At 63.3% G+C, this 22,491-nt stretch carries 22 protein-coding genes; 5 read left to right on the top strand and 17 right to left on the bottom strand.

Translation table 11 applies throughout. The features are described 5' to 3' along the window. Nucleotides 1–206 precede the first annotated feature (206 nt). The 6 genes from cydC to CQ007_RS11250 form a co-directional block, all read right to left on the bottom strand. Nucleotides 207–1,859 (bottom strand): thiol reductant ABC exporter subunit CydC, encoded by a 1,653-nt coding sequence (gene cydC, locus CQ007_RS11225; RefSeq protein WP_105645915.1) that lies wholly within the window; start codon nt 1,857–1,859, stop codon nt 207–209. Further along, nucleotides 1,852–3,465, bottom strand: coding sequence for a thiol reductant ABC exporter subunit CydD (gene cydD / locus CQ007_RS11230; RefSeq protein ID WP_218278871.1), 1,614 nt, complete (start codon nt 3,463–3,465; stop codon nt 1,852–1,854). The genes cydC and cydD overlap by 8 nt, the downstream gene beginning before the upstream one ends. Nucleotides 3,466–3,517: 52 nt before the next feature. Next, entirely contained in the window at nt 3,518–4,519 is a 1,002-nt protein-coding gene (cydB, locus tag CQ007_RS11235; protein WP_105645917.1) for a cytochrome d ubiquinol oxidase subunit II, read from the bottom strand. A 1-nt stretch (nt 4,520) separates the two neighbouring features. Beyond that, nucleotides 4,521–5,918: a cytochrome ubiquinol oxidase subunit I gene (locus tag CQ007_RS11240; RefSeq protein WP_105645918.1), complete on the bottom strand. Its 1,398-nt coding sequence runs from the start codon at nt 5,916–5,918 to the stop codon at nt 4,521–4,523. Nucleotides 5,919–6,094: 176 nt separating this feature from the next. Continuing rightward, complete coding sequence (locus CQ007_RS11245; RefSeq protein ID WP_105645919.1) at nt 6,095–6,817, bottom strand: LrgB family protein; 723 nt, start codon at nt 6,815–6,817, stop codon at nt 6,095–6,097. Beyond that, nucleotides 6,814–7,173 (bottom strand): CidA/LrgA family protein, encoded by a 360-nt coding sequence (locus tag CQ007_RS11250; RefSeq protein ID WP_105646045.1) that lies wholly within the window; start codon nt 7,171–7,173, stop codon nt 6,814–6,816. The genes CQ007_RS11245 and CQ007_RS11250 overlap by 4 nt, the downstream gene beginning before the upstream one ends. Nucleotides 7,174–7,439: 266 nt before the next feature. On the opposite strand from CQ007_RS11250, the gene CQ007_RS11255 reads away from it, so the two are divergent. Further along, a complete protein-coding gene (locus tag CQ007_RS11255) occupies nt 7,440–8,210 on the top strand; it encodes an outer membrane protein OmpK (protein ID WP_105645920.1) in 771 nt (256 codons plus the stop codon). A 22-nt stretch (nt 8,211–8,232) separates the two neighbouring features. Here the strand turns inward: CQ007_RS11255 and CQ007_RS18935 are convergent, their stop codons facing one another. Further along, entirely contained in the window at nt 8,233–8,409 is a 177-nt protein-coding gene (locus tag CQ007_RS18935; RefSeq protein WP_158256757.1) for a hypothetical protein, read from the bottom strand. A 109-nt stretch (nt 8,410–8,518) separates the two neighbouring features. After that, nucleotides 8,519–9,934, bottom strand: a complete 1,416-nt coding sequence (locus CQ007_RS11260) for a YdgA family protein (RefSeq protein ID WP_158256758.1) — start codon at nt 9,932–9,934, stop codon at nt 8,519–8,521. A 152-nt stretch (nt 9,935–10,086) separates the two neighbouring features. Here CQ007_RS11260 and CQ007_RS11265 point away from each other — a divergent pair, with 152 nt between their 5' ends. Both CQ007_RS11265 and CQ007_RS11275 read left to right on the top strand, forming a co-directional pair. Further along, nucleotides 10,087–10,977 (top strand): carboxylate/amino acid/amine transporter, encoded by an 891-nt coding sequence (locus tag CQ007_RS11265; protein WP_105645922.1) that lies wholly within the window; start codon nt 10,087–10,089, stop codon nt 10,975–10,977. Between the two features lie 251 nt (nt 10,978–11,228). Then, nucleotides 11,229–12,083, top strand: a complete 855-nt coding sequence (locus tag CQ007_RS11275) for a thioesterase family protein (protein WP_105645924.1) — start codon at nt 11,229–11,231, stop codon at nt 12,081–12,083. A gap of 156 nt (nt 12,084–12,239) precedes the next feature. Here CQ007_RS11275 and benD read toward each other — a convergent pair whose 3' ends face one another. From benD to CQ007_RS11310, 7 genes are all read right to left on the bottom strand, one after another. Next, nucleotides 12,240–13,019 carry a benzoate diol dehydrogenase BenD gene (benD, locus tag CQ007_RS11280; RefSeq protein ID WP_105645925.1) on the bottom strand — a complete coding sequence of 260 codons (780 nt, stop codon included), beginning with the start codon at nt 13,017–13,019 and terminating at the stop codon, nt 12,240–12,242. Then, a complete protein-coding gene (gene benC, locus CQ007_RS11285) occupies nt 13,016–14,038 on the bottom strand; it encodes a benzoate 1,2-dioxygenase electron transfer component BenC (RefSeq protein ID WP_105645926.1) in 1,023 nt (340 codons plus the stop codon). The genes benD and benC overlap by 4 nt, the downstream gene beginning before the upstream one ends. Before the next feature lie 32 nt (nt 14,039–14,070). Next, nucleotides 14,071–14,562, bottom strand: coding sequence for a benzoate 1,2-dioxygenase small subunit (gene benB / locus CQ007_RS11290; RefSeq protein WP_105645927.1), 492 nt, complete (start codon nt 14,560–14,562; stop codon nt 14,071–14,073). Continuing rightward, on the bottom strand, nt 14,559–15,935 hold the full coding sequence (locus tag CQ007_RS11295; protein ID WP_105645928.1) for a Rieske 2Fe-2S domain-containing protein: 1,377 nt from the start codon (nt 15,933–15,935) through the stop codon (nt 14,559–14,561). The genes benB and CQ007_RS11295 overlap by 4 nt, the downstream gene beginning before the upstream one ends. Nucleotides 15,936–16,039: 104 nt before the next feature. Beyond that, nucleotides 16,040–16,984, bottom strand: a complete 945-nt coding sequence (catA, locus tag CQ007_RS11300) for a catechol 1,2-dioxygenase (protein ID WP_105645929.1) — start codon at nt 16,982–16,984, stop codon at nt 16,040–16,042. A 107-nt stretch (nt 16,985–17,091) separates the two neighbouring features. Continuing rightward, a complete protein-coding gene (gene catC / locus CQ007_RS11305) occupies nt 17,092–17,382 on the bottom strand; it encodes a muconolactone Delta-isomerase (protein WP_105645930.1) in 291 nt (96 codons plus the stop codon). 14 nt (nt 17,383–17,396) lie between these two features. Beyond that, nucleotides 17,397–18,515, bottom strand: coding sequence for a muconate/chloromuconate family cycloisomerase (locus tag CQ007_RS11310; protein ID WP_105645931.1), 1,119 nt, complete (start codon nt 18,513–18,515; stop codon nt 17,397–17,399). Between the two features lie 105 nt (nt 18,516–18,620). On the opposite strand from CQ007_RS11310, the gene CQ007_RS11315 reads away from it, so the two are divergent. Further along, a complete protein-coding gene (locus CQ007_RS11315) occupies nt 18,621–19,523 on the top strand; it encodes a LysR family transcriptional regulator (RefSeq protein WP_105645932.1) in 903 nt (300 codons plus the stop codon). Between the two features lie 216 nt (nt 19,524–19,739). Further along, nucleotides 19,740–20,531, top strand: coding sequence for an alpha/beta fold hydrolase (locus tag CQ007_RS11320; RefSeq protein ID WP_105645933.1), 792 nt, complete (start codon nt 19,740–19,742; stop codon nt 20,529–20,531). A gap of 59 nt (nt 20,532–20,590) precedes the next feature. On the opposite strand, the gene cynS is transcribed toward CQ007_RS11320, so the two are convergent. Continuing rightward, nucleotides 20,591–21,040, bottom strand: a complete 450-nt coding sequence (gene cynS, locus CQ007_RS11325; protein WP_105645934.1) for a cyanase — start codon at nt 21,038–21,040, stop codon at nt 20,591–20,593. A 242-nt stretch (nt 21,041–21,282) separates the two neighbouring features. Next, nucleotides 21,283–22,485, bottom strand: a complete 1,203-nt coding sequence (gene pcaF / locus CQ007_RS11330) for a 3-oxoadipyl-CoA thiolase (protein ID WP_105645935.1) — start codon at nt 22,483–22,485, stop codon at nt 21,283–21,285. Nucleotides 22,486–22,491 lie beyond the last annotated feature (6 nt).

A 22,491-nucleotide genomic window follows, 5' to 3' on the forward strand; every position in this document is an offset into this window, starting at 1 on the left:
TCGCGCAGGCGCGCGACAACCCATGGGCAGAGTGCGGGGTGTAGCGCCCCCGCGCTACGCCGGCAGTATCGCAGCAGCAAGCCTGTCGTCGCGCGGGCACGCGACAACCCATGGGCGAAGTGCGGGGTGTAGCGCGCCTGCGCTACGCCGGCGGTATCGCAGCAGCAAGCCTGTCGTCGCGCGGGCGCGCGACAACCCATCATCCGTTATTGCAGCTGCGCCCAGTGCACCACCCGACCGGCCTCGGGCAGGACTGCCGGGTCGTGGCCCAGCAGCAGTACCGTGCGGTCGGCCAGGAATGGCTCGATTCCCTGCCTGACCCGTTCCCGGGTCGCCTGGTCCAGCCCGCTGAAGGGCTCGTCGAGAATCACCAGCGGTGCCCCCTTCAGCAGTACCCGGGCCAACGCCAGCCGCCGGCCTTCGCCGCCCGACAGTTGCCGTCCCGACTCACCGACCCAGTGATCCAGCCCCTGTGGCAGCGATTCGACCAGGTCGGCCAGGTCGACCGCTTCCAGCACCTGCCACAGCTCGGCATCGCTGGCATCGGCCTTGCCCAGCAGCAGGTTGGCGGCGATGCTGTCATGCAGCAGCGCGGTCTGCTGGGTCAGGTAGGCGATGCGTTCATGCCAGTCGTGCAGCGCCAGTTCCGTCAGCGCCACGCCGGCCACCCGCACCGCGCCGGCATCCGGGTCGAGCTGGCGCGCCAGCAGCGCCGCCAGGGTCGACTTGCCGCAGCCGGAACGGCCGATCAGCGCCAGCCGGGTACCGGCCTCCAATTGCAGATCCAGCCCGGCGATGCCGGCATGCCGCACCGATACCTGCTGCCAATGGATATCCAGCCGCTCCGGTACGTCACGGGGCAGGGCAGGCTCGGCCAGGCGGCTGCCCAGGGTAACCTGCTCGTTCAAGCGCCGCGCTGCCGCCAGGGTGGCGCCGAAGCGGGCGAAGGCCGCCGGCAGCACCGTCAGCCCCTCAGCCAGTGCCAGCAATGCCAGTGCCAGCATCACCGCCACCGGCCCGCTCAGCAGACCCGCCTGCTGCCACTGCAGCGCCATCCACAGCGCCGCCAGCACACTCGCCATCAGCAACAGGCCGGTCAGCGACTGGGCCAGGGCCACCCGCCGCTGCAGGGTCAGTTGCTCATCGAGCATCTGCTCGCTGCTTGCCAGCAGCCGCTGCTGGTGCCCGCCCAGGGTGCCGGCGGCGCGCAGCTCCGCCAGCCCCTGCAATTGCTCGATACTGCGCAGGCGCAGTTCATCCAGCTGGCCGACCTGACCGGCACTGAGCCGTTGGCACCAGCGCCCCATGCCCCAGGTCAGCCCGGCGAGCAGCACCAGCAGGGCGGCAGCCAGCGCCGCGGCCAACGGCAGATGGAAGATGCCGACCAGCACACAGACCACCAGCACCCCGACCAGTGCCACGACCGGCGGTGCCAACAGGCGCAGGTAGAGGCTGTCGAGGGTGTCGATATCGGCGGTGAGCCGGTTGAGCCACTGGGCGGCGCGCAGCCGGCCCAGGGTAGCCGCGTCCAGCCCGGCCAGCCCGGCGAAGTGGCGGCTGCGCAGGGTCGCCAGCAGCCGCAGCACGGTGTCATGGTTGACCACCCGCTCGGCATAACGCGAGAGGGTGCGGCTCAGGGCGAAGAAGCGGATACCGCCGCCCGGCACGTAGACATCGAACATCACCCGCTGGCCGGCCGCCCACAACAGCGCGGTCAGGCCAGTGGCGGTGATGAACCAGCCGGACAGGCCGAGCAGACCCACCGCACTGAGTAGCGTGAAGGTCATTAGCAGGGCGCCGAGCAACAGGCGCCCGCGCTGCTCATCGAGCAGCTTCAGCCAGGGCAGCAGCTCACGCATCGACCAGACTGCCGTTGTGCAGTGCCACCCGGCGCCCGGCCAGCGCCATCAGCGCCGGCTGGTGGGTGGCCATGATCAGCGTACGACCGCTGGCCGCCAGCCGGGCAAGCGCGGCCACCACCTCGGCCTCGCTGTCGGGGTCGAGGCTGGCAGTCGGCTCGTCCAGCAGCACCAGGGGTGCCTCCGACAGCCACACCCGCGCCAGCGCCAGGCGCTGCGCCTGACCACCGGACAACCCGCGGCCATCCTCACCCAGCGGTGTGTCCAGCCCCTGCGGCTGCTGTGCCAGCAGCTCATCCAGGCCCACCTGCTGCAGCACCGCCCGCATCGCAGTGGCATCCGCCTGGGGCGCGGTAAGTCGCAGGTTGTCGGCCCAGCTGCCCTGGATCAGAAATGGCCGCTGGCCTAGCCAGGCCACCGGCAGCGCGCCGGGCGGCTGGCCGAACAGGCTGACCCGGCCGGCATCGACGTCGATAAAACCGGCCAGGCAATGCAGCAGCGACGACTTGCCCGACCCGGACGCTCCGGTCAGCGCCAGCACCTCACCCCGGCGCACCTGCAACTGCACCTCGTGCAATACCCGGCCACGACCGGGATAGCCAAGGCTGACGCCGTGCAGGCTCACCGTTTCGGCCGCGCCAGTAGGCGGATTAGCCACCGGGCCGGCCGCTGGCACCAGCTCGTCACATTGCGACAGCACCGCCGCCGCCCCCAGCGCCGCCGCCCGGTCGTGGTAATGCTGGGCCAGGCTACGCAGCGGCTGGAAGAACTCCGGTGCCAGCAGCAGGATGAACAGCCCGCTGAACAGCGTCAGCTCGGCGGAGGGGCCGTAGCTGATATAGCCCAGCAGACCGAAGCCGATATACATGGCGACCACCGCAATCGCCACCGAGGCGAAGAACTCCAGTACCGCCGACGACAGGAAGGCGATGCGCAGGGTGCGCATGCTGACCAGGCGGTAGCGTTCGGCCGCCTGCGCCACCGAGCTGACCGCAGCCGGCACCTGGCCGAACAGTTGCAAGGTGGTCAGGTGACGCACCCGATCGAGGAAATGCCCGGCCAGCCGCCCTGCCTCCAGTACGTGCTGCTGGCTGATGCTTTCGGCGCGCATACCGACCAGGGCCATGAACAGCGGGATCAGCGGAGCTGAGATCAACAGGAACAGCGCCGCCAGCCAGTCCAGCCAGAACACCGCCAACAGAAACAGCACCGGCACCAGCAGCGCCAGCCATTGCTGCGGCAGGTAACGGGCAAAGTAGCCATCCAGCGCTTCGACCTGCTCCACCCACAGGTTCGCCAGGCTGGCGCTGGAGTGGCCGGCCAGCCGTACCGGTCCCTGCTGCTCCCAGTAACCCAGCAACTGCCGGCGCACCCGCTGGCGCACCCGGCTGCCGGCGAGCTGGGCCAGGCTGTCGCGGGCGTACTGGGCCACGGCCCGCACCCCGGCGGCCGCCAGCAGGGCCAGCAGCAGCGGCAGCAGCTCAGCCATCGGGCGCGCCAGCACCAGGGCGCTGTGAATCAACCAGGCCAGCAGCCCCATCTGCACCAGCAGGGCCAGCCCTTCCACCACCCCGGCCGCTACCGCCGCGTACAACCAGGGCTGCACCTGGCGCTGCTGCTGCGCCAGCCAGGCGCGACTGCGCTGGTTACGCTCGCGCTCAGTGATAGCCTTCCCCCACCCTGACCTTGCCGCGGAATACCCAGTAGGTCCAGGCGGTGTAGGCCAGGATCACCGGAATGACGAACAGCATGCCGATCAGCAGGAACAGTTGCGAGCCAGGAGCTGAGGCGGCATCCCACAGGGTGTGGTTGGGCGGCACCACGTATGGCCACTTGGTCACCAGCAGTCCCAGGTAGGTAAAGGCGAACATGCCCATGGTGGCGATGAAGGGGCGCGCCGCCATTCGCCGACGCAAGCCGCGCAACACCTGCCATGCGCAGAACAGCGCAAGCACTGGCAGGATCCAGATCAGTCGGATCACCGAGAACCAGCGCTCGAAGGCCGATGGATCGACCCAGGGCGTCCAGACGCTGACGATACCGAATACCACCAGCACCACCGCCAGCAACCAGGGTGCCAGCCGATAGGCCCAATCCTGGATATGGCCTTCGGTCTTGAGAATCAGCCAGGTACTGCCCAACAGTGCATAGCCGGCCAGCAAACCGACACCGGTGAGCATCGAGAAGGGTGTTATCCAGTCGAAAGGACCGCCGACATAGACCCGGCCAACCGTATTGAAACCTTCGATATAGGCACCCACCACCGCGCCCTGGGCGAAGGCCGCCACCATCGAACCGCCGGCAAAGGACCAGTTCCACAGATAGCGCGAGGTGTTGGCCTTGAAGCGAAACTCGAAGGCCACACCGCGGAAGATCAGCCCCGCCAGCAGCAGGAACACGCCGATGTATAACGCCGGCATCAATACCGAATAGACCAGCGGGAAGGCCGCCAGCAGGCCGGCACCGCCGAGGATCAGCCAGGTCTCGTTGCCATCCCAGACTGGGGCTACCGAGTTCATCATCACGTCCCGCGCGTCCTCGTCCGGCGCGAACGGAAACAGGATGCCCACACCCAGATCGAAGCCATCCATCAGCACGTACATCATGATGCCGAAGGCGATGATGCCCGCCCAGATGATACTCAGGTCGATGCCGTGCATATCAGTGCCCTCCCTCTTCGATACTGACGTGGCTGGCCGACAGCGGACGCTTGGGCCGCTCGACGTCGTGGGTTTGCTCATGGTCGATGCTTTCGATACCGGCACGCAGCACCAGCATCAGGTAGTACAGCCCGGCGCTGAAGATCACCGCGTACACTGTGATGTAGCCCAGCAGGGTGAACAGCACCATGGGGCCGGTCAACGAGGGAGTCAGCCCCTCGATATGACTCATCTGACCATACACCAACCAGGGGAAACGCCCGACCTCGGTGACGATCCAGCCGCACAGCACGGCGGCGAAGGGCGCAAAGGTCATCAGCCGCATGGCGTTGAGAAACAGCGGCTGGCGCCAGTAGCGCCCGCCCGCGCGCAGGAACAGGCCTGCCAGGGCACAGCCGATCATCAGCAGGCCGATACCGACCATGATGCGGAACGACCAGAACACTATCCATACCGGTGGCCGCTCCTCAGCCTCCACCTCCTTGAGGCCGGGCACCTCGCCGTTCAGGTCGTGGGTCAGGATCAGGCTGCCGAGTTTGGGAATGCCGATCTCGAAACGGTTGGTCTCGGCCTGCTGGTCGGGAATGGCGAACAGCAACAGCGGCATGCCGCGCATGGTGTCCCAGTTGCCCTCGATAGCCGCGACCTTGGTTGGCTGGTGCTCCAGGGTGTTGAGGCCGTGGTAGTCACCGACCACCGCCTGGGCCGGCGCGGCGAACAGGATCAGCCACAGGCACATGGACAGCGCCTGGCGGTTGGCCTCCACCTCGCGCCCGACCAGCAGATACCAGGCGCTGACCCCGGCAACCACGAAGGAGCCGGTCAGGAACGAGGCCAGCAGCATGTGCGCGAAACGGTACGGGAAGGACGGATTGAAGATCGCCTGGCCCCAACTGGTGACACCGAACACCCCATCCGCCAGCTCGGTACCCATGGGGGTATGCATCCAGCTGTTGGCCGCCAGGATCCAGAACGCGGAAATGAAGGTACCCAGCGCCACCATGCAGGCAGCGAACAGGTGCATGCCCTGCGGCACCTTGTCACGGCCGAACAGCAGCACCCCGAGGAAGGCCGCCTCGAGGAAGAATGCCGTCACCACCTCATAGCTGAGCATCGGCCCGATGAAGTTGGCCGCGGCATAGGAAAAATTGCTCCAGTTGGTACCGAACTGGAAGGACATCACGATACCGGACACCACGCCCATGGCGAACGCCACGCCGAACACCTGGATCCAGAAGCGCGACAGGCGCGTCCAGGCCGGGTTGCCGGTCTTGAAAGCGAGCATTTCCAAGAAGGCGATGAAGGTCGCCAGACCTATGGTGAATACCGGGAAGATGGCATGGAAGCACACTACAAAAGCGAATTGCAGACGGGATAGCAACAGCGGATCGAGTTCCATCTGTGCAGCTCCTTGACTGGTGAAAGTGAAGCCGGCAGGGCTGGATCGTTCCACAGGTATAGCAGAGATGCAATGCGGCTGCCGGACGCAGCCAGGCCTCAGGCCGAACGGCGCGTTCACTTGTGACCGGGGATCGGTGGGGGTGTTCCCGGTATCTGTACCGGGAACCGCAGGGTCTACAGCAGCAGCCAGAGCGTCACGCAAAGTGGCAGCAACAGCGCCGTGCCGATGCCCATCAGGCTCATGGCCAGCGCGGCGAAGGCACCGGCTTCGTCACTTTCCTCCAGCGCCCGCGAAGTGCCCACCGCGTGTGCCGCCAGGCCCAGCGACATGCCACGCGCCGCCGGCAGGGTCACCCCGGTGACATTCAACAGCCAGGGCCCCATCAGCGCACCGAGCACCGCAGTGTACATGACGAAGGCCGCGGCCATGGCCGCCACCCCACCCATCTGCTCGGCCACCATCATGGCGATCGGTGTGGTCAGGGACTTCGGCGCCAGGGTCATCAGCATGGCGAAGTCGGCGCCCAGCAGCCAGGCCAGCAGCACGGTGACCCCGGTGACGAACACCCCGGCCACCAGCAGGGTGATCATCACCGGCCAGAAGAACTGCCGGATACGCCGCAGGTTGTGGTACAGCGGTATCGCCAGCGCCACCGTGGCCGGCGCCAGCAGCAGGGTCAGCGGCAGAACCGCATCCCGGTAGGCTTCATACTCCATGCCCAGCAGCCACAGCGCGCTGATCAGCAGCACGATCGAGACGATCAGCGGGTGCAGCAGGGCCATACGGGTGCGCTCGTACAGCCCCAGTCCCAGTTGATAGACACCCAGGGTCAGGCCCAGCAGAAACAGCGGGTGGGTCAGTACCGCGTTCCAGGCCAGCAGCAGCGACGCGTTCATGCATCCTCCCTGCGCGCCTGGCGGGCCACCAGGTACTGCATCAGGTGTCCGGCCAGCGGCACCACCAGGATGAATGACAGGGTCAGGCTGACCAGGATCGCCGCGGCATCCGCGGCCACCTCGTTGCCGTACATCATCACCCCGGCCGCCGGGGGCGTCAGCAACAGCGGCAGAAAGCGCAGCAGCCCGCTCGACGCCGTCTCCAACGAGGCGCTGACCCGGCCACGCAGGCGCAGGAATACCACCAGCAACAACATGCCGATGATGGGGCTGGGCAAAAAGGGTAGAAACAATACATTCAGCGCCGTGCCGATCAACTGAAACAGGATCAGCCAGGTCAGTCCACGTAACAACATCCGATCATTCCCAAGTGAAACAGCGATAGCCGACAGGGCCAGCGCGATGCCAGCGGCAGGAGTTTGCTGTATCCTGCCGCCGCTCAGCGAAACAATACCACCGATGCCGTATTCGACGGCAGCCTGTTCCATCAAAGCACTCGCGCCAGCGGCTGGATATCCAGCCGCACCTGTACGACGACTGGCTCAAGGCGAAGACGGTTTTCTTTTTCGGAAAACACTTTACTATTGCGCCCTCTCTCCACCCCAGCAGCCGGACTCACTCCATGCGCACATTGATCACAGGCGCCGCCGCCAGCCTTGCCATTGCCAGCGGCCTGGCCGCCGCCTCCCCCCTGCAATGGCAGGACAACAGCCTGACCTACCTGTATGGCACCGACTTCGAGGTCGACCCCAAGACCCAGCAGGCGGTGACCTTCGAGCATGTCAGCGGCTGGAGCGTCGGCGACCTGTTCCTGTTCGTCGACAGCATCCATTACAACGGCGCCACCGATGCCAACGGCAACAACAGCACCTGGTATGGCGAGATAGCACCACGGCTGTCGTTCGGCAAACTGAGCGGCCGGCAGCTGCACTTCGGCCCGATCCGCGACGTACTGCTGGCCGGCACCTATGAGTTCGGCCGTGGCGACATCAAGAACTACCTGCTCGGCCCGGGCGTGGACCTGGCGGTGCCGGGGTTCGACTACCTGCAACTGAATACCTATTACCGCCGCTCCGATACCCCGGATGGGGTGCGTGGCGCTTGGCAGATCACCCCGGTATGGGCCATTACCCTGCCACTGGGCCGTTCGGATGTGCTGATCGACGGCTATATCGACTGGATCGTGGATAACGACGGCCCGGGCAAGCATGCCAACCTGCATTTCAATCCGCAGGTCAAGTACGACCTGGGCAAGGCGCTGGGCTGGAGAGCCAGGCAAGTGTATACCGGCATCGAGTACAGCTACTGGAAGGACAAGTACGGCATCGAGAATACCGCCGCCTTCGATACCAATCAGAGTGTCACCAACCTGCTGGTGAAAGTGCACTTCTGACCGGTCATCGCCGGCGGATCGGTTACAGTGAGACCGCTTCGATGATGCGCGTCGCGATAGTGATCAACAGTATCGCGGCGCCGCTCAGCATCAGTGCCACTCCCCAGCCCTTGTCGCGAAAACTGAACCCCGTACCCAGTATCAGAAAGCCGAGCACCAGCAGGCCCAGCATCAGGTGTACTTCATCGATGGCAGTCATCTATCCCCTTCTCTGGCTATCGACCCGCGACTGCCTGTCGCGGGTGGTGAAGTGCCATGGTACTTGCCCGGCATGACAGTGCCAAGGCGTATGACCGCCCCGCGGTGCTCTACTCCAGGCCTTGCAGTCCGGCCAGCAGGCCGACGAAGTCCTCCACCGGAATGCGCTGGCCATTGAACTCGATCATGCCATCGGCGTAGTGCAGCCTGGAGAGGATATTATCCCCTTCCACCCTGGCCAGTTGCATCATCTCGGCCATGCCGCCGGCCATTTCCACCATCATTGCCGCCTCCTGTTCCACTGCCGCCGCATCGCTCTGCGGCTGGAACAATGTCTTGTACCGGATCACGTCCATCAGCATCGGCTTGGATAGCACCAGATTGGCTTCCAGGCTGCCGATCAGTTGCCGCGCCAGCAGCTCAGCGGGCTGCTCCAGCGAACCGGGGCTCTCCAGCCCCATGTCGAGACTGAAACGGCTTTCGCCATTGGCGGTCCTGATCGAGAAGTTGTTCAGCGCCAGCCGGGGCTGCCCCTGCAGTAACTGCAGCAGCGCGCCCTGGAACTGCGCGCTCGTGGCCTGCGGATCCTCCGGCTCGTTCCCCAGCGCCAGGCTGTTGTACAGGCCAGCCAGCAGGGCGGTGGCCTGCGGGTCGAGCCGGCTCAGGCTCCAGCCCATGTTCATCGAGCCCAGTGGTTTGCCGTCATAACTGACCGAGCCCACCTGGTAGTTCAGTTCGGCCTTGATGCCATCGGCGGCCAGGCGGGTATGGTCGGTCTGCAGCACGTCGCTCATCACCAGTGCCGGCTGGTCCTCCAGCAGCACCGCCAGCTGATCCAGCGCCACCCGACCGGTGCCAAGGTACAGGCCAGAGCTATCCCGGCGGCGATCCAGCGCGAACTCGATCCCGACCAGGCCGATCCGTTCGGGCGAGTCCAGTTCCAGCGAGTCGACGCGTCCGCTGACAGCAAAGTGCTCACCGGCGGTATCGGTGCGAAATATCGCGGAAAGACCGGAAAACCTGCCTTCGACCTCACCTCCGGTCCAGCTCAGCGGAGCCACCTGTAGCTCCCCCTTGATGCCCTGACCATAGCCGATACTGCTGATCAGGGTGACCGGCGCCTGCCCGGCACTGGCGGCGAACAACTCTGCCAACTGCGCGCTGGGCTCCAGTTGCGCGCGACTGACCGCCATCACCGGTAGCCACTTGAATGAGGTGAGGCGCGACAGTGGCATGGGCCCATGTTCGATGTGATCGCTGATGAACAGGTCGATGGCCGGCTGGTCCTCCTGGGGGGCCTTCAGCAACAGGCGGTAACGGGCCTGGCTGGTGAACAGGCCGCGCTGGAACTCCACCAGTTCCAGTGCAGCGTCTGCACCAGGGAACTGCGTGGCCAGTTGCTGATTGCCCTGCGCGATGGAGTCCTGCAGAACCCCTTCCAACCGGGTACCGGTGTACCATGCCCCGGCCGTACCGGCGCCAACCAATACCACCAGAGCGGTGGCTGCTATCCCTGCTTTGTTCATGCCTGCTTCCTTCTTGAATGGGGCTGTCGATTGCCGCAGCGGGCGGCGATCAAATCTGCCATAGCCGTCAGCAAATTGCATCTATCTGTTGAAGCCGATTATCATCGCTCGCCGCTCCCCTATCTGTCGCTGCGGCCTCATCAAGGACTCCCATGTTTTATCTGATCGCCGTCACCCTGCTGTGGGCCATTTCCTTCAGTCTCATCGGGGAATATCTGGCCGGCCAAGTCGACAGCTATTTCGCCGTGCTGACCCGTATTGTGCTGGCCTGCCTGCTCTTTCTGCCGCTGCTGCGCCCGCGCCAATTACCGCGTGGCATGGCACCCGGCCTGCTGGCCGTCGGCGCCCTGCAGTTCGGGCTGACCTATATCTGCCTGTATCTGTCCTTCGAGCTGCTGACGGTACCCGAGGTACTGCTGTTCACCATCTTCACGCCGCTGTACGTGGCGCTGGTGGACAATGCCCTGCGCCGCCGCTTCAGCGCGGGGCCGGTGGTCGCCACGCTGATCGCGGTGCTCGGCGCGGGCATCATCCGCTATGACGGCATCAGCGATGCCTATGTGAAAGGGTTCCTGCTGCTGCAACTGGCCAACCTGGCCTTCGCCGTCGGTCAGGTGGGTTATGCCCACCTGGTACGCCACTGCCAAGCCGATGTGCGTCAGCAGTGGGCCGGTTTCGGTTTCTTCTTCATTGGCGCACTGCTGCTGGCAGTACCAGCCTGGTTGCTCCTGGGTGATCACAGTCGCCTGCCGCAAACGCCTCTGCACTGGGGCGTGCTGGCCTGGCTGGGGTTGATTGCCTCCGGGCTGGGTTTCTTCTTCTGGAACCGCGGTGCCACCCAGGTGGACGCCGGTACCCTGGGCATCATGAACAATGCGCTGATCCCCGCCGGGCTGGTGGTCAACCTGCTGATCTGGAATCAGCAGGCCGACCTGTTCCGCCTGCTGCTCGGAGGCGCAGTGATCGGACTGTCGCTGTGGTTGAATCTGCGCTGGGATAGCTGGTTGAGCCGGATCAGAAAATCAGCATCAGCAGACCGATGATAACCACCAGGCCGACCATGAAGATGATGCCTACGGTACTGGCTAGGAATTTGAGCATGACGAACCTCTCGATTGCGGGTATGTAAGCCTTCGACCCTGAAGCCAGCCGGACAGTTCAGCCTTTTGCGCCACCGGCCCAGGGCCGGATTGACAATGGAACTGCATTTATCCGATTGATGACATTTGCTTCTGCGCGCTGAAAACCGGATGCTCAGGGGCAAAACAGTCACATTCCCGGATTTGCCGAGCCCATGACCAATACCACGAACAACGACGCGACCTTGCGTTACACCCTATCCCCACGCTACACCGATCTGGACACCTGGCGCCACGTCAACAATTCACGCCTGTATCAACTGCATCAGGAAGCCCGCATACGCGCGCATATCCAGCGCTTCGGCAAGGATGCCTGGTTCTCCGATGAGGTGCGTCTGCGCCCGCTGCGCACCCTTACCCATTACCGCCAGGTCAGTTGGTATGGCAGTGATATCGACGCGCAGATCAGCGTGACCGCATGCGATGACGACAGCTTCCAGTTGCACAGCGAGCTATATCAGAACGGCGTGCTGGTCGGCACCCAGGAGTGCGTGATGGCGGCCTTCGAGCATGGTCATCGGGTGCTGCTGCCAGGAGCGGTCCACCGTGGTCTGAGCGAGGTGGCCAGCGGCAACCCCGCCGTTCTACCGCCGGCCGATTACCGCGAGCAGTTGGCCCATGCGCACAACTTTCCGGTGCGCCAGCAATTGACCCCGCGCTACGCCGATCTCGACGCCGACAGCCAGCGCAGCGAAGCCGCCTTGGCCCGGTATATGGAACAGGCCCGTTCCGGGGCCATACGCCAGTTGGAATTCGCTGGGCTTGGCGTGCTGGTGGCCGCCGTGGATATCAGCTTTGCACACTTCCATGCGGGCTGGACGCCGGTGGAGCTGGCCGCCGGCATCAGCCGTATCGGCAACAGTTCATTCCTGTTCACCGGCTGCGCCCTGCACAAGGATGAGGTTCAGGCCGCAGCCAGCAGCGTGATGGTGGTGATCGATCCGGCCACCAGCCGGCCGGTTCACATACCTCCAGCCTTGCGCGAGCAGTTGGAGGCGTGGGTAGTCTGAAGTTGCCGGCATAACCACACTCCCGTCATTGCGAGGAGGCGGTTGTTTGCCGACGTGGCAATCCACCGACGGCACCGGAGCCGCCGGCGAAATGGATTGCCGCGCCCTTGCAGGGCTCGCAATGACGGCGCGCGGGCGCGCTACACCCCGGGCCAGTCAGCCCTGATCGCCACCCGCCACCGGCAATATGGTCCCGGTGATATAGCTGGCCGCATCCGAGGCCAGGAACAGGATCGGCTCGGCCTGCTCGTCCAGGGTGCCATAGCGGTGCATGAAGCTGCTGTCGTTGGTCTGCTTGATCAGCGTCTGATACCACCGCTGCTCCCGCTCTCCCTGCGCTTCGGTATTGCGCGGCGTCAGCCGTGGCGGGGCTTCGGTGCCACCGGGGGCGGTGGCGTTGACGCGGATGCCGTGCTCGGCGTATTCGAACGCCAGGTTCACCGTCAGCCCGTTGACCCCGGCCTTGGCGGCACCATAGGGCACGCGCATCAGACCGCGGGTGGCCACCGAGGAGACGTTGACGATGGCCCCGCCCCCCTGCTCCAGCATATAAGGCAGCACCGCGCGACAGCACCACAGCGTCGGGAACAATGAGCGCTGGATTTCCTTCTGGATCTGCTCGGGCTGGTAGTGCTCGTAGGGCTGGGCCCAGATGGTGCCACCGACATTATTGATCAACACATCGATACGACCATATTCCTGATGAGCGCGGGTCATGACGCTCTCGGCACCCTCCCAGGTTTCCAGGTCGGCCTGCACCGCCAGCGCGGCGATGCCCCGGTCACGCAGTTCGGCCGCCACATCCTGCACATAGTTGGCGATATCCACCAGCACCAGCCGGCCACCCTCGGCGCCGGCCAGTTCGGCGACCCGCTTGCCGATGCCCTGGGCAGCGCCGGTGATCACCAGCACCCTGTCAGTGAAGCGCGCGCTCATGCGACCTCCAGCGCGGCCACGCTGGGCGTGAAACGCTCGTAGTGGAAGGATGCTGGTTCGATATCCTGCTCGCGGAAATAGCCCAGCACCGCATCGACCATCGGCGGCGGCCCGCACAGGTAGACATCCACATCGCCGTCATTGAGCGGCGCGTCCTGCATGTGGTTGGTGACATAGCCGGTGCAGGGATGTCCGCTGTCCGGGTTGGCGACCACAGTCTTGAAGCTGAAGTTGTCGATCGCCGCGGCGTAGGCTTGCAGCGCTTCGACCGCGACCAGGTCTTCATTGTTGGTCACGCCGTAGATCAGGTGCACCGGCTGGCTGCAGCCGCTGGCCTGCAGATGTTCCAGCATCGACAGGAATGGCGCCAGACCGGTACCACCGGCCAGCATCAGCAGCGGACGGCCAACCGGACGCAGATAGAAGATACCCATGGGGCCGGTCAGGGTAACCTTGTCGCCGGTCTTGGCCTGGCCAACCAGCCAGGAACTCATCAGGCCGCCGGAGACGTTGCGAATCAGGAAGCTCAGTTCACGACTGCCGGGCCGGGAGCTGAAGGAATAGGCACGGGTTTCGTTGCTGCCCGGCACCTTGATGTTCACATACTGCCCAGGCAGGAAGGCGATATCGGCGTCGGCAGTGATCTTCAGCTCGATGGCGCTGGAGGAGATCAGGTTGACCTCGGTCACGCTGCCGGAGGCTTCCATGCTGCCGGTCTTGCACAGCGTGGATGCCGCCGGAATGTTCACCACGCAATCGCTGGAGGGCACCATCTGGCAGGTCAGCACCATGCCCTGTTCGGCTTCGTCGTCAGTGAGCGCTTCCTCGATGTATTCCTCGCCGAGGTCATACTGGCCCTGCTGGCAGCTGCCCTTGCAGGTGCCGCAGACACCATCGGAGCAGTCCATCGGCAGATTGATCTGGTTGCGGTAGGCCGCATCCAGTACGGTTTCACCTTCGTTGCAATTGATGAAGCGGGTGACGCCGTCTTCGAAGTTGAGTGCGATGTTGTAACTCATGTCGGTTGCTCCCGATCGGTGCGTCCGATCAATCACAGGTGATAGATGTCGATCACCTGGTTGATGTAATCGTTGTTCAGAATGACCTTCTTCTCGGTGATCAGCGGCTGCTCGCCGGTAACATCCAGGGTGCAGAAGGCGGTGCCGAAGAACATCTGCGTGCTGTGGTAGCGGTGACTGTTGGTCTGCCAGTTGAAGCGCAGCTTCACCTGCCCTTCGCTGCGCTCGAGAATTTCCAGGCAGCTGCGCAGATGGGTGGTACGCGGCTCCGGCATGGAGCTGGCGCCGGAGCGTTCGGTCTTGATCCGGTAGACGCGATCTTCCAGGCCCTGGCGGTTGGGGTAGTAGATCAGCGACAGCTCGGTCTGCGGATCCTCGGTGAGGGTGTCCTCATCGTCCCAGCACGGCATCCAGTACACCGCATCCTCGTGATAGCAGGTCAGCCACTCGTCCCACTGGCGGTCATCCAGCAACCGTGCTTCGCGATGGAGGAAGGCCTGGATCTGTTCGAAATTCATGCTCATGCCGAGGTCTCCTGTGCGGTCAGGGCGACGAAGCGAGCCCGTTCGGTTTCCACCGCGCGGAGCATTTCCTCGACCCAGTGTTGATGGTGCGTCACATACAGGCCTTCATCCTCGGGCTTGGCGCCGCTGAGGGTGGGCTTGAGATCGATGCTGGCGGCACCTTCGTCGGCCCCTTCGATCCAGTGCGCGGCACCGCGGCTCATATCGTTCCACTTCAGGCCTTCGGCGCTGTAGCCCTGCTGGCAGGCACGGAACTCTTCCAGGTCGTCCGGCGTACCCATGCCGCTGACGTTGAAGAAGTCCTCGTACTGGCGGATACGCTTGGCGCGCTCGTCGGCCGGCTCGTTCTTCGGTGCCCAGCAGTAGATGGTGATCTCGGTCTTGTTCAGCGCAATCGGACGCAGCACGCGGATCTGGGTGGAGAACTGATCCATCAGGTAGACGTTGGGGTACAGGCACAGGTTCTTGGTAGTGTTGACGATCGCGTCGGCACGGGCTTCGCCGAAACGCTCCTGCAAACGCTCCTTGTGCTGGAATACCGGGCGCACCTGCGGGTTGGTCAGGCGCGTCCACAGCATCATGTGACCATTCTCGAAGGAATAGAAACCGCCCTCGCTGGACCAGCTCTTGGCGTCCACCGCCTCGGTGCCGCCCTTGTCATAGTTGCGCTGGCCCATGGTCGACAGGTAGTTCCAGTGCACGGTGCCCACGTGGTAGCCGTCGGCGCCGTTCTCGGCGGTCAGCTTCCAGTTGCCTTCGTAGGTATAGGTCGAGGTGCCACGCAGTACTTCCAGCCCGTCTTCGGCCTGGTCGACGATGTTGTCGATGATCCTGGTAGTCTCGCCCAGGTACTCCTGCAGCGGCATCACATCGGCGTTCAGACTGCCGAACAGGAAGCCACGGTAGTTCTCGAAGCGCGGCAGGCGCTTGAGGTCATGCGAGCCGTCGGTATTGAAGCTGTCCGGGTAGCCGCCCTTCTTCTGGTCGCGGGCCTTGAGCAGCTTGCCGTCGTTCTTGAATGTCCAGCCATGGAACGGGCAGGTGAACGACGCCTTGTTACCGCGCTTCTTGCGGCACAGGGTGGCGCCCCGGTGCGAGCAGGTATTGAGCAGTGCCTGCAGCTCGCCTTCCTTGGTACGGGTGATGACCACCGGCTGGCGACCCAGGGTCAGGGTGAAATAGTCACCGGGGTTTTCCACCTGGCTTTCATGGGCGAGGAATACCCAGTTGCCCTCGAAGATGTACTTCATCTCCAGGTCAAACAGTTGCTCATCAGTGAAAATGCTGCGGTCACAACGGTACTGCCCGGTAACCGGGTCGGCTTCCACCGCACCGCGAATCTTCTTCTCAAGTTGGTCGAGTTGGCGAGTCATGTTCGTCACTCCATCTTGTTGTTGTGATGCGTTACCGGGCGCACGAAGCCCCCTGACCAGCCCGCATCGGGCTGGCTGGCTCACTACAACGGGCTAAAAGGGCTTCAGGCTACGGCAGCGTCTTCCAGTGCACGCTTACGCTCGTGGCGCGCCTGCAGCTCGGCCTTGTCGGTGGACACCAGTTGGAAGTCGAACTCCACCTCGATGACCGGGCCGGTAACGCCATACTGTTCGCCTTCGGCGGAGCGCTCGACCGGACGGGCCTCGACCACCAGTTCGTCACGGGTAGCGAAAGCAAAATCGTCGTAGGTGTATTCGTCACCAGCCAGGTTGATCTGGGTGGTCAGGTGCTTGTGGCCAGGCGCGGAAATGAAGAAGTGGATGTGCGCAGGACGGCGACCATGGCGGCCCAGCTGGTTCAGCAGCGCCTGGGTGGAACCCTCGGGCGGGCAACCGTAACCGGAGGGGATGATCGAGCGGGCGACATAGCGACCGTTCTCATCGGTCTTGATCCGGCGGCGCAGGTTGTATTCGCTCTGCGACTGGTCGAAATAGGAGTAGCCGCCCTTGGCATCGGCATGCCAGACGTCGACGATGGCGTTGGCCAGCGGTGTGCCGTCCTCATCGGTGACCTGGCCCTTGAGCAGCATGACTTCGTCACTCTGGTCAGTGCCATCATCCAGACGTGCAAAGCTTTCACACAGCGGAGCGCCAGCGACATACAGCGGGCCTTCGATGGTGCGCGGGGTACCGCCAGCCAGACCAGCGGCCTCATCCTGTGCATCCATGCGGATATCCAGGTACTTGTCCATGCCCAGGCCCGGTGCCAGCAGTGACGCTTCACCATTCTTGCCCAGATCGCCGACGTAATAGACCGCGGTCCAGAACTCCTCGGGGGTGACATCGAAATCTTCGATCAGCTGGAACACGTCGCTCATGAAGCGATGAACGATCTTCTTCACTCGCTCGTTGCCGCCTTCCATATGGAATCCAGCGACCTTTTCCAGCAGCTCCTTCACTTCGGCAGTATGGGTAGTCTTGATAGTCATGATGGTACTCCTCACTAGTTATTCTTATTGCCGGATCACGTCTGTAAGTTGGCAATGTTATTCAAGGGCGCCTGTTTGCCTGACGGCGCCTGGTTTACAGCTGGGTATCAGCGATCATCCTCATGGATCGACGATGGGTGGCGACACAGGGGCGCCACGCTGATGTCCATATAGGGAAACAGCGGCAGATTGCTGATCAGATCCTGCAGTTCAGCGTTATCTGCCACATCGAAGATGCTGACGTTGGCGTAGCTGCCAGCCACTCGCCACAGGTGCCGCCACTTGCCCTGGCGCTGCAGATCCTGGGCATAGGCCTTTTCCCGGACCTTGATCTCATTGGCCACTTCCACCGGCATATCGTGGGGAATGTTGACCTTCATCTCGACCTTGAACAGCATGCTCATCTCCTCGGTTATCTGCGGCGGTATTCAGCCAGCTTGTCTTCGTCGATCTCGACGCCCAGCCCCGGACCACGGGGCAGATCCACACCGTTGTCATGGAAGTCGAGCGGCTGGACCACGATGTCGTCCTTCATCAGCAGCGGGCCAAACATCTCGCTGCCCCAGTGCAAGGTTTCCAGCGTTGACCAGGCGTGCAGCGACGCCGCGGTGCCGATGGTGCCTTCCAGCATGGTGCCGCCGTACAGACCGATACCGGCGGCCTTGGCCACCGCCGCCTGCTCCAACACCCGCAATGGACCACCGGCCTTGGCGATCTTCATCGCCACCGCGCCGGAAAAGCCCGCCGCCGCCAGGTTGAACATGTCGGTGGCATCGGCCACGGCCTCGTCGGCCAGAATCGGGATATGGAACTTGGCCGACAGCCGGGCCAGCGCCGCAAAATCCTTGAGCGGGGTCGGCTGCTCGACCAGATCGATGCCAGCGGCCTGCAATTCGGCCATGCCCTTGGCGGCGGTCGCCTCATCCCAGGCCTGGTTCACGTCCACCCGCACACTGGCGTGTTCACCGACCGCTTCCTTGATCGCCGCCACATGTCGCACGTCATCCATCACCGGGCGCGAGCCGATTTTCAGCTTGAAGTCGCAGTGGCGCTTGGCAGCCATCAGGGTTCTCGCCTCATCGATATCCCTGGCGGTATCACCGCTGGCCAGGGTCCAGAGCACCGGAATGTGCTGGTGCACAGCGCCACCGAGCAGGTCGGACAGAGGCCGGTTCAGACGCTTGCCAAGCAGGTCCAGCAGCGCGGTTTCAATCGCCGACTTGGCCAGATTGTTGCCCCGACTGGAGCGGTCGAGCATTACCCTCAGGGTATTGATATTGTCAGCCGCCTGACCAATCAGCTGTGGTTTGAAATAGGCGTCGATGGTAAGTTTGACGCTCTCGGGGCTTTCCGGGCCGTAGGCCAGGCCGCCGATGGTAGTGGCTTCACCCAGCCCTTCCAGGCCGTCCGAGTCCTTGATACGCACGATTACCATGGTCTGTACGCCCATGGTGGTCATCGAAAGCTTGTGCGGCCGGATGGTCGGGATGTCGACCAGGACGGCTTCAATGGACTGAATAGTGGCGGACATGTGTTCTCCGAATCCGAGGCAAAAAGACTGTGATTCGAACAGTACGAAGTTTCATCCGCATGAACCAATATTGATTAAGTAACGAGCGATACCCTGGAGGTATGGATGGAGCTAAGACATCTGCGTTATTTCGTCGCCGTCGCGGAACAGCGCAACTTCACCCGTGCGGCCGAAAAGCTGTTCATCGCTCAACCGCCCCTGACCCGGGCGATAAAACAGCTGGAAGAAGAGATCGGCGTGGAGCTGTTCATCCGCAAAGCCAGGGGACTGGAACTGACGTCCGGCGGCACTTACTTCCTGGCCCATGCCCAGCAGATTCTCGACAAAGTCGAGGCGACCATCGCCGACACCCGGCGTATCGCCTCGCACCGCAAGACCATCTTCTCCATCGGTTTCGTGCCTTCGGTGTTCTATGGTCAGTTGCCGCTGATGGTGCGCCGCCTGCGACAGAACCGGAACCTGGAGATAGTGCTGCATGAACTGAAGACCCGCGAACAGGTCGAGGCACTGAAGGGGGGCAAGATCGATATCGGCTTTGGCCGCATCAGTATCGAAGACCCGGACGTCGAGCAGGAAAAGCTGTTCGATGAACCGCTGATCGCCGCCCTGCCCGCTTCACACCCGCTGACCGCCCGGCCACCGAGCATGAAGGAACTGTCCGAGATGAACATGATCGCCTTCCCATCCGGCCCCGGTCCCAACTTCGCCGATCTGACCCAGGGCCTGTTTCGCCGGCGCGGACTCAAGGTGAATGTGATCCAGCAGGTCAACGATCTGCAGACCGCCCTGTCGCTGGTGGCCTCGGAAATGGGCTTTACCCTGGTGCCGGAGCAAGTGCGCCGGTTGCAGCGGGAAGATGTGGAGTACATGCCCCTGGCCGATGACCATATCACTACCCCGGTAATCATCTCCCGCCGCAAAGGCGAGAATCCCAACGCCATCATGCGCCTGACCAATACCATCCTGGCAGAGCTGGTAGACAACCGGCTCACCGGTCGCTATCCCTGATCATTCACGGAGCCATCATTCAACGCCGGCAATAGCGTGAAGTGCCGTCAGCTCACTACCGTCATTGAGAGCCCGCAGGGCGCGGCAATCCACGGACTCGGAGTATCAGGCGTTTTGCACTTGACGAAACAAATCCAATCGCCGCAAGATGTTCGCATTGAAAACATAAGTTCGCATTGCGAACATTGATGCATCCTTAACCGGACGGGAGTTCTCATGGCGTTCTGCACACACAACGGCCGTACCATCAGCTATCGCCTGTTGGGAGAAGCCAACAACCCACTGCTGGTACTGGCGCACCCCCTGGGCATGACCCAGGGCATCTGGGATGACATGCTGCCGGCACTGCTGACGCAGTTCCGGGTATTGACCTGGGACCTGCCCGGCCATGGTGCCAGCAGCGCTTGGCCAGAAGACTCCAGCGCCATCGAAGCCGAAGACCTGGCCCAGGAAGCCCTGATGCTGGCGCGCCTGGCTGACGCCGAACAGTTCCATTTCGCCGGCACCTCCATTGGCGGAGTGATCGGCCAGCAACTGCTCAGCCAACACAGCGACAGACTGCGGTCGGCCACCCTGACCAATACCGGCCCGGTGATCGGCACCGCCGACGGCTGGCAGCAGCGCTCCGCCATGGTCATGGACAAGGGCCTGGAAGACATGGCAGTGGATATCGTCCCGCGCTGGTTCGGCCCTCAGGCCTGCCAGCAGCAGCCAGCACTGGTCGACGGTTGGCGGGTACAACTGGGCCGCACCGACCAGCGCAGCTATGCGCTGCTGTGCGGGATGCTCGGACGCTGCGACTTCAGCGACGCATTCAAGGGCAAGAGCCTGCCCAAGGTGCAGGTCGTCGCCGGCACCGATGACGTAGCCACCCCGCCAGAGGCATTGCACGCCCTGTCCCAGGCGCTGGGTGTGGCCGCACCGCTGGTATGGGAGAATGTCGGACATGTGCCGGCGGTGGAGTGTCCGCAGCAATTCGCTGAGTTACTGAGCAAGCAGCAAGGCTGAATCAAGCCGCTTCCACATGAACGCCCGGTGCAGCGCATCGGGCGTTCTTACATAGGCAGTTAGTAACTTCGATACGGCAGAAATTTGCCCGACAGCACCACATTGACCCGATCACCTTTGGGATCAGCCTCACGTTGTATATCCATGGAAAAATCGATCGCGCTCATGATCCCATCGCCGAACTCTTCGTGGATCAGTTCCTTGATGGTGGTGCCGTAGACACTGACGATTTCATACCAGCGATAGATGAGCGGATCAGTGGGCACTGCGCTCGGCAGTGACCCTTTATAGGGCACTATCTGCAGCCAGGCGATCGCTTCATCCGGCAACTCGAAAAGCTCACCAATGACCTCGGCCTGGGTCTTGTCAAAGGTCATCTGACCAAGACATCCAGCCGTGACGAACTCCTTGGACAGGCCCACCGCTTCAGCCACCTGCCGCCATTTCAGGCCTTTGCGTACCTTGTTGATGAGAATCAGGCGGGTGACGTCATCACGACTCGAAATCATGCTGTGCTCCTCTTTGATTGCCGGGTTGGCAAAAGAGCCCTAGCAAGGAGTGGGCCAGCGGTTTGTCGCTACCTCCGTGGCTCAAGCCGAAGAGGCAATAAAATGCTTAGACAGCGGGCACAGGCTTATATACCCAAAACCCAACAAGGGAGGGACCTCCCAAGCTTGCTGCGACAAGTCACCTGTCGTCGAGCAGGGGCTCGACAACCCCTGAGTGCTGGGGTTGTCGTCGGGTAACGGGGTTACACCCGCTCGATCAACATCGCAATCCCCTGCCCCACACCCACACACATGGTACAGACAGCATAACGGCCACCGCTGCGCTGCAGCTGGAAAGCGGCGGTCATCAACAGCCGTGCGCCGGACATGCCCAGCGGATGACCGAGGGCGATGGCGCCGCCGTTGGGGTTGACCCGTGCGTCGTCGTCGGCGATGCCCAGTTCGCGCATCACCGCCAGGCCCTGGGCGGCGAAGGCTTCGTTCAGCTCGATCACGTCGATATCGGCGATGCTCAGACCGTGCCGGTCGAGCAGCTTGCGTACCGCCGGTACCGGGCCGATACCCATGATGCGCGGCTCGACACCAGCGGTGGCCATGCCGAGGATCTTGGCCACGGGCTTGAGCCCCTGTTTCTGCACTGCGGCTTCACTGGCGACCAGCAGGGCGGCTGCACCGTCATTGACTCCGGAAGCGTTACCGGCAGTGACCGTACCATTGTCACGGAACGGCGCCGGCAGCCCGGCCAGCTTGTCCAGGGTGGATATCCGCGGATGCTCGTCAGTATCGAAGATCAATGGCTCCTGCTTGCGCCGGGGGATCTGCACAGCGACGATCTCCTCGGCGAACACGCCAGCAGCCTGGGCGCGGGCGGTCTTTTCCTGGGAGCGCAGGGCGAACAGGTCCTGATCCTCGCGGGAGATAGCGAATTGTTCGGCGACATTTTCCGCCGTCTCCGGCATGGAGTCGATGCCGTATTGCTTCTTCATCAGCGGATTGACGAAGCGCCAGCCGATGGTGGTGTCCTCGATCTTCTGGCCGCGGGCGAAGGCGCTGTCGGCCTTGCCCATGACATAGGGTGCGCGGGACATCGACTCGACGCCACCGGCCAGTACCAGATCCATTTCCCCGGCGCGGATGGCGCGGAACGCGGTGCCTACTGCGTCCATGCCCGAGCCGCACAGGCGGTTGATGGTGGTGCCGGGTACCGATGCCGGCAGCCCGGCCAGCAGCGCCGACATGCGCGCCACGTTGCGGTTGTCCTCACCGGCCTGGTTGGCGCAGCCCATGATCACTTCATCAATCGCGGTCGGGTCCAGCTCGGGTGCCTGCTCCAGCACCGCCTTGAATACCTGGGCAGCCAGATCATCCGGGCGCACGCCAGACAGGGTGCCGCCGAAGCGACCGATGGCCGAACGCCGTGGATGGCAGATATATACGTTGCTCATGACAGT

The organism is Pseudomonas sp. MYb185 (genome assembly GCF_002979975.1).
Taxonomy (GTDB): domain Bacteria; phylum Pseudomonadota; class Gammaproteobacteria; order Pseudomonadales; family Pseudomonadaceae; genus Halopseudomonas.

Bases quoted from the DNA above. Each gene is read 5' to 3' on its own strand.
- CQ007_RS11295 (WP_105645928.1), bottom strand. From the start codon at position 15,935: ATGACTCGCCAACTCGACCAACTTGAGAAGAAGATTCGCGGTGCGGTG.
- benB (WP_105645927.1), bottom strand. From the start codon at position 14,562: ATGAGCATGAATTTCGAACAGATCCAGGCCTTCCTCCATCGCGAAGCA.
- CQ007_RS11315 (WP_105645932.1), top strand. From the start codon at position 18,621: ATGGAGCTAAGACATCTGCGTTATTTCGTCGCCGTCGCGGAACAGCGC.
- CQ007_RS11245 (WP_105645919.1), bottom strand. From the start codon at position 6,817: ATGAACGCGTCGCTGCTGCTGGCCTGGAACGCGGTACTGACCCACCCG.
- CQ007_RS11265 (WP_105645922.1), top strand. From the start codon at position 10,087: ATGTTTTATCTGATCGCCGTCACCCTGCTGTGGGCCATTTCCTTCAGT.
- catA (WP_105645929.1), bottom strand. From the start codon at position 16,984: ATGACTATCAAGACTACCCATACTGCCGAAGTGAAGGAGCTGCTGGAA.
- cynS (WP_105645934.1), bottom strand. From the start codon at position 21,040: ATGATTTCGAGTCGTGATGACGTCACCCGCCTGATTCTCATCAACAAG.
- cydC (WP_105645915.1), bottom strand. From the start codon at position 1,859: ATGCGTGAGCTGCTGCCCTGGCTGAAGCTGCTCGATGAGCAGCGCGGG.
- CQ007_RS11240 (WP_105645918.1), bottom strand. From the start codon at position 5,918: ATGGAACTCGATCCGCTGTTGCTATCCCGTCTGCAATTCGCTTTTGTA.
- CQ007_RS11320 (WP_105645933.1), top strand. From the start codon at position 19,740: ATGGCGTTCTGCACACACAACGGCCGTACCATCAGCTATCGCCTGTTG.
- catC (WP_105645930.1), bottom strand. From the start codon at position 17,382: ATGCTGTTCAAGGTCGAGATGAAGGTCAACATTCCCCACGATATGCCG.
- pcaF (WP_105645935.1), bottom strand. From the start codon at position 22,485: ATGAGCAACGTATATATCTGCCATCCACGGCGTTCGGCCATCGGTCGC.
- CQ007_RS11275 (WP_105645924.1), top strand. From the start codon at position 11,229: ATGACCAATACCACGAACAACGACGCGACCTTGCGTTACACCCTATCC.
- CQ007_RS11255 (WP_105645920.1), top strand. From the start codon at position 7,440: ATGCGCACATTGATCACAGGCGCCGCCGCCAGCCTTGCCATTGCCAGC.
- CQ007_RS18935 (WP_158256757.1), bottom strand. From the start codon at position 8,409: ATGACTGCCATCGATGAAGTACACCTGATGCTGGGCCTGCTGGTGCTC.
- benC (WP_105645926.1), bottom strand. From the start codon at position 14,038: ATGAGTTACAACATCGCACTCAACTTCGAAGACGGCGTCACCCGCTTC.
- cydB (WP_105645917.1), bottom strand. From the start codon at position 4,519: ATGCACGGCATCGACCTGAGTATCATCTGGGCGGGCATCATCGCCTTC.
- benD (WP_105645925.1), bottom strand. From the start codon at position 13,019: ATGAGCGCGCGCTTCACTGACAGGGTGCTGGTGATCACCGGCGCTGCC.
- CQ007_RS11260 (WP_158256758.1), bottom strand. From the start codon at position 9,934: ATGAACAAAGCAGGGATAGCAGCCACCGCTCTGGTGGTATTGGTTGGC.
- CQ007_RS11250 (WP_105646045.1), bottom strand. From the start codon at position 7,173: ATGTTGTTACGTGGACTGACCTGGCTGATCCTGTTTCAGTTGATCGGC.
- CQ007_RS11310 (WP_105645931.1), bottom strand. From the start codon at position 18,515: ATGTCCGCCACTATTCAGTCCATTGAAGCCGTCCTGGTCGACATCCCG.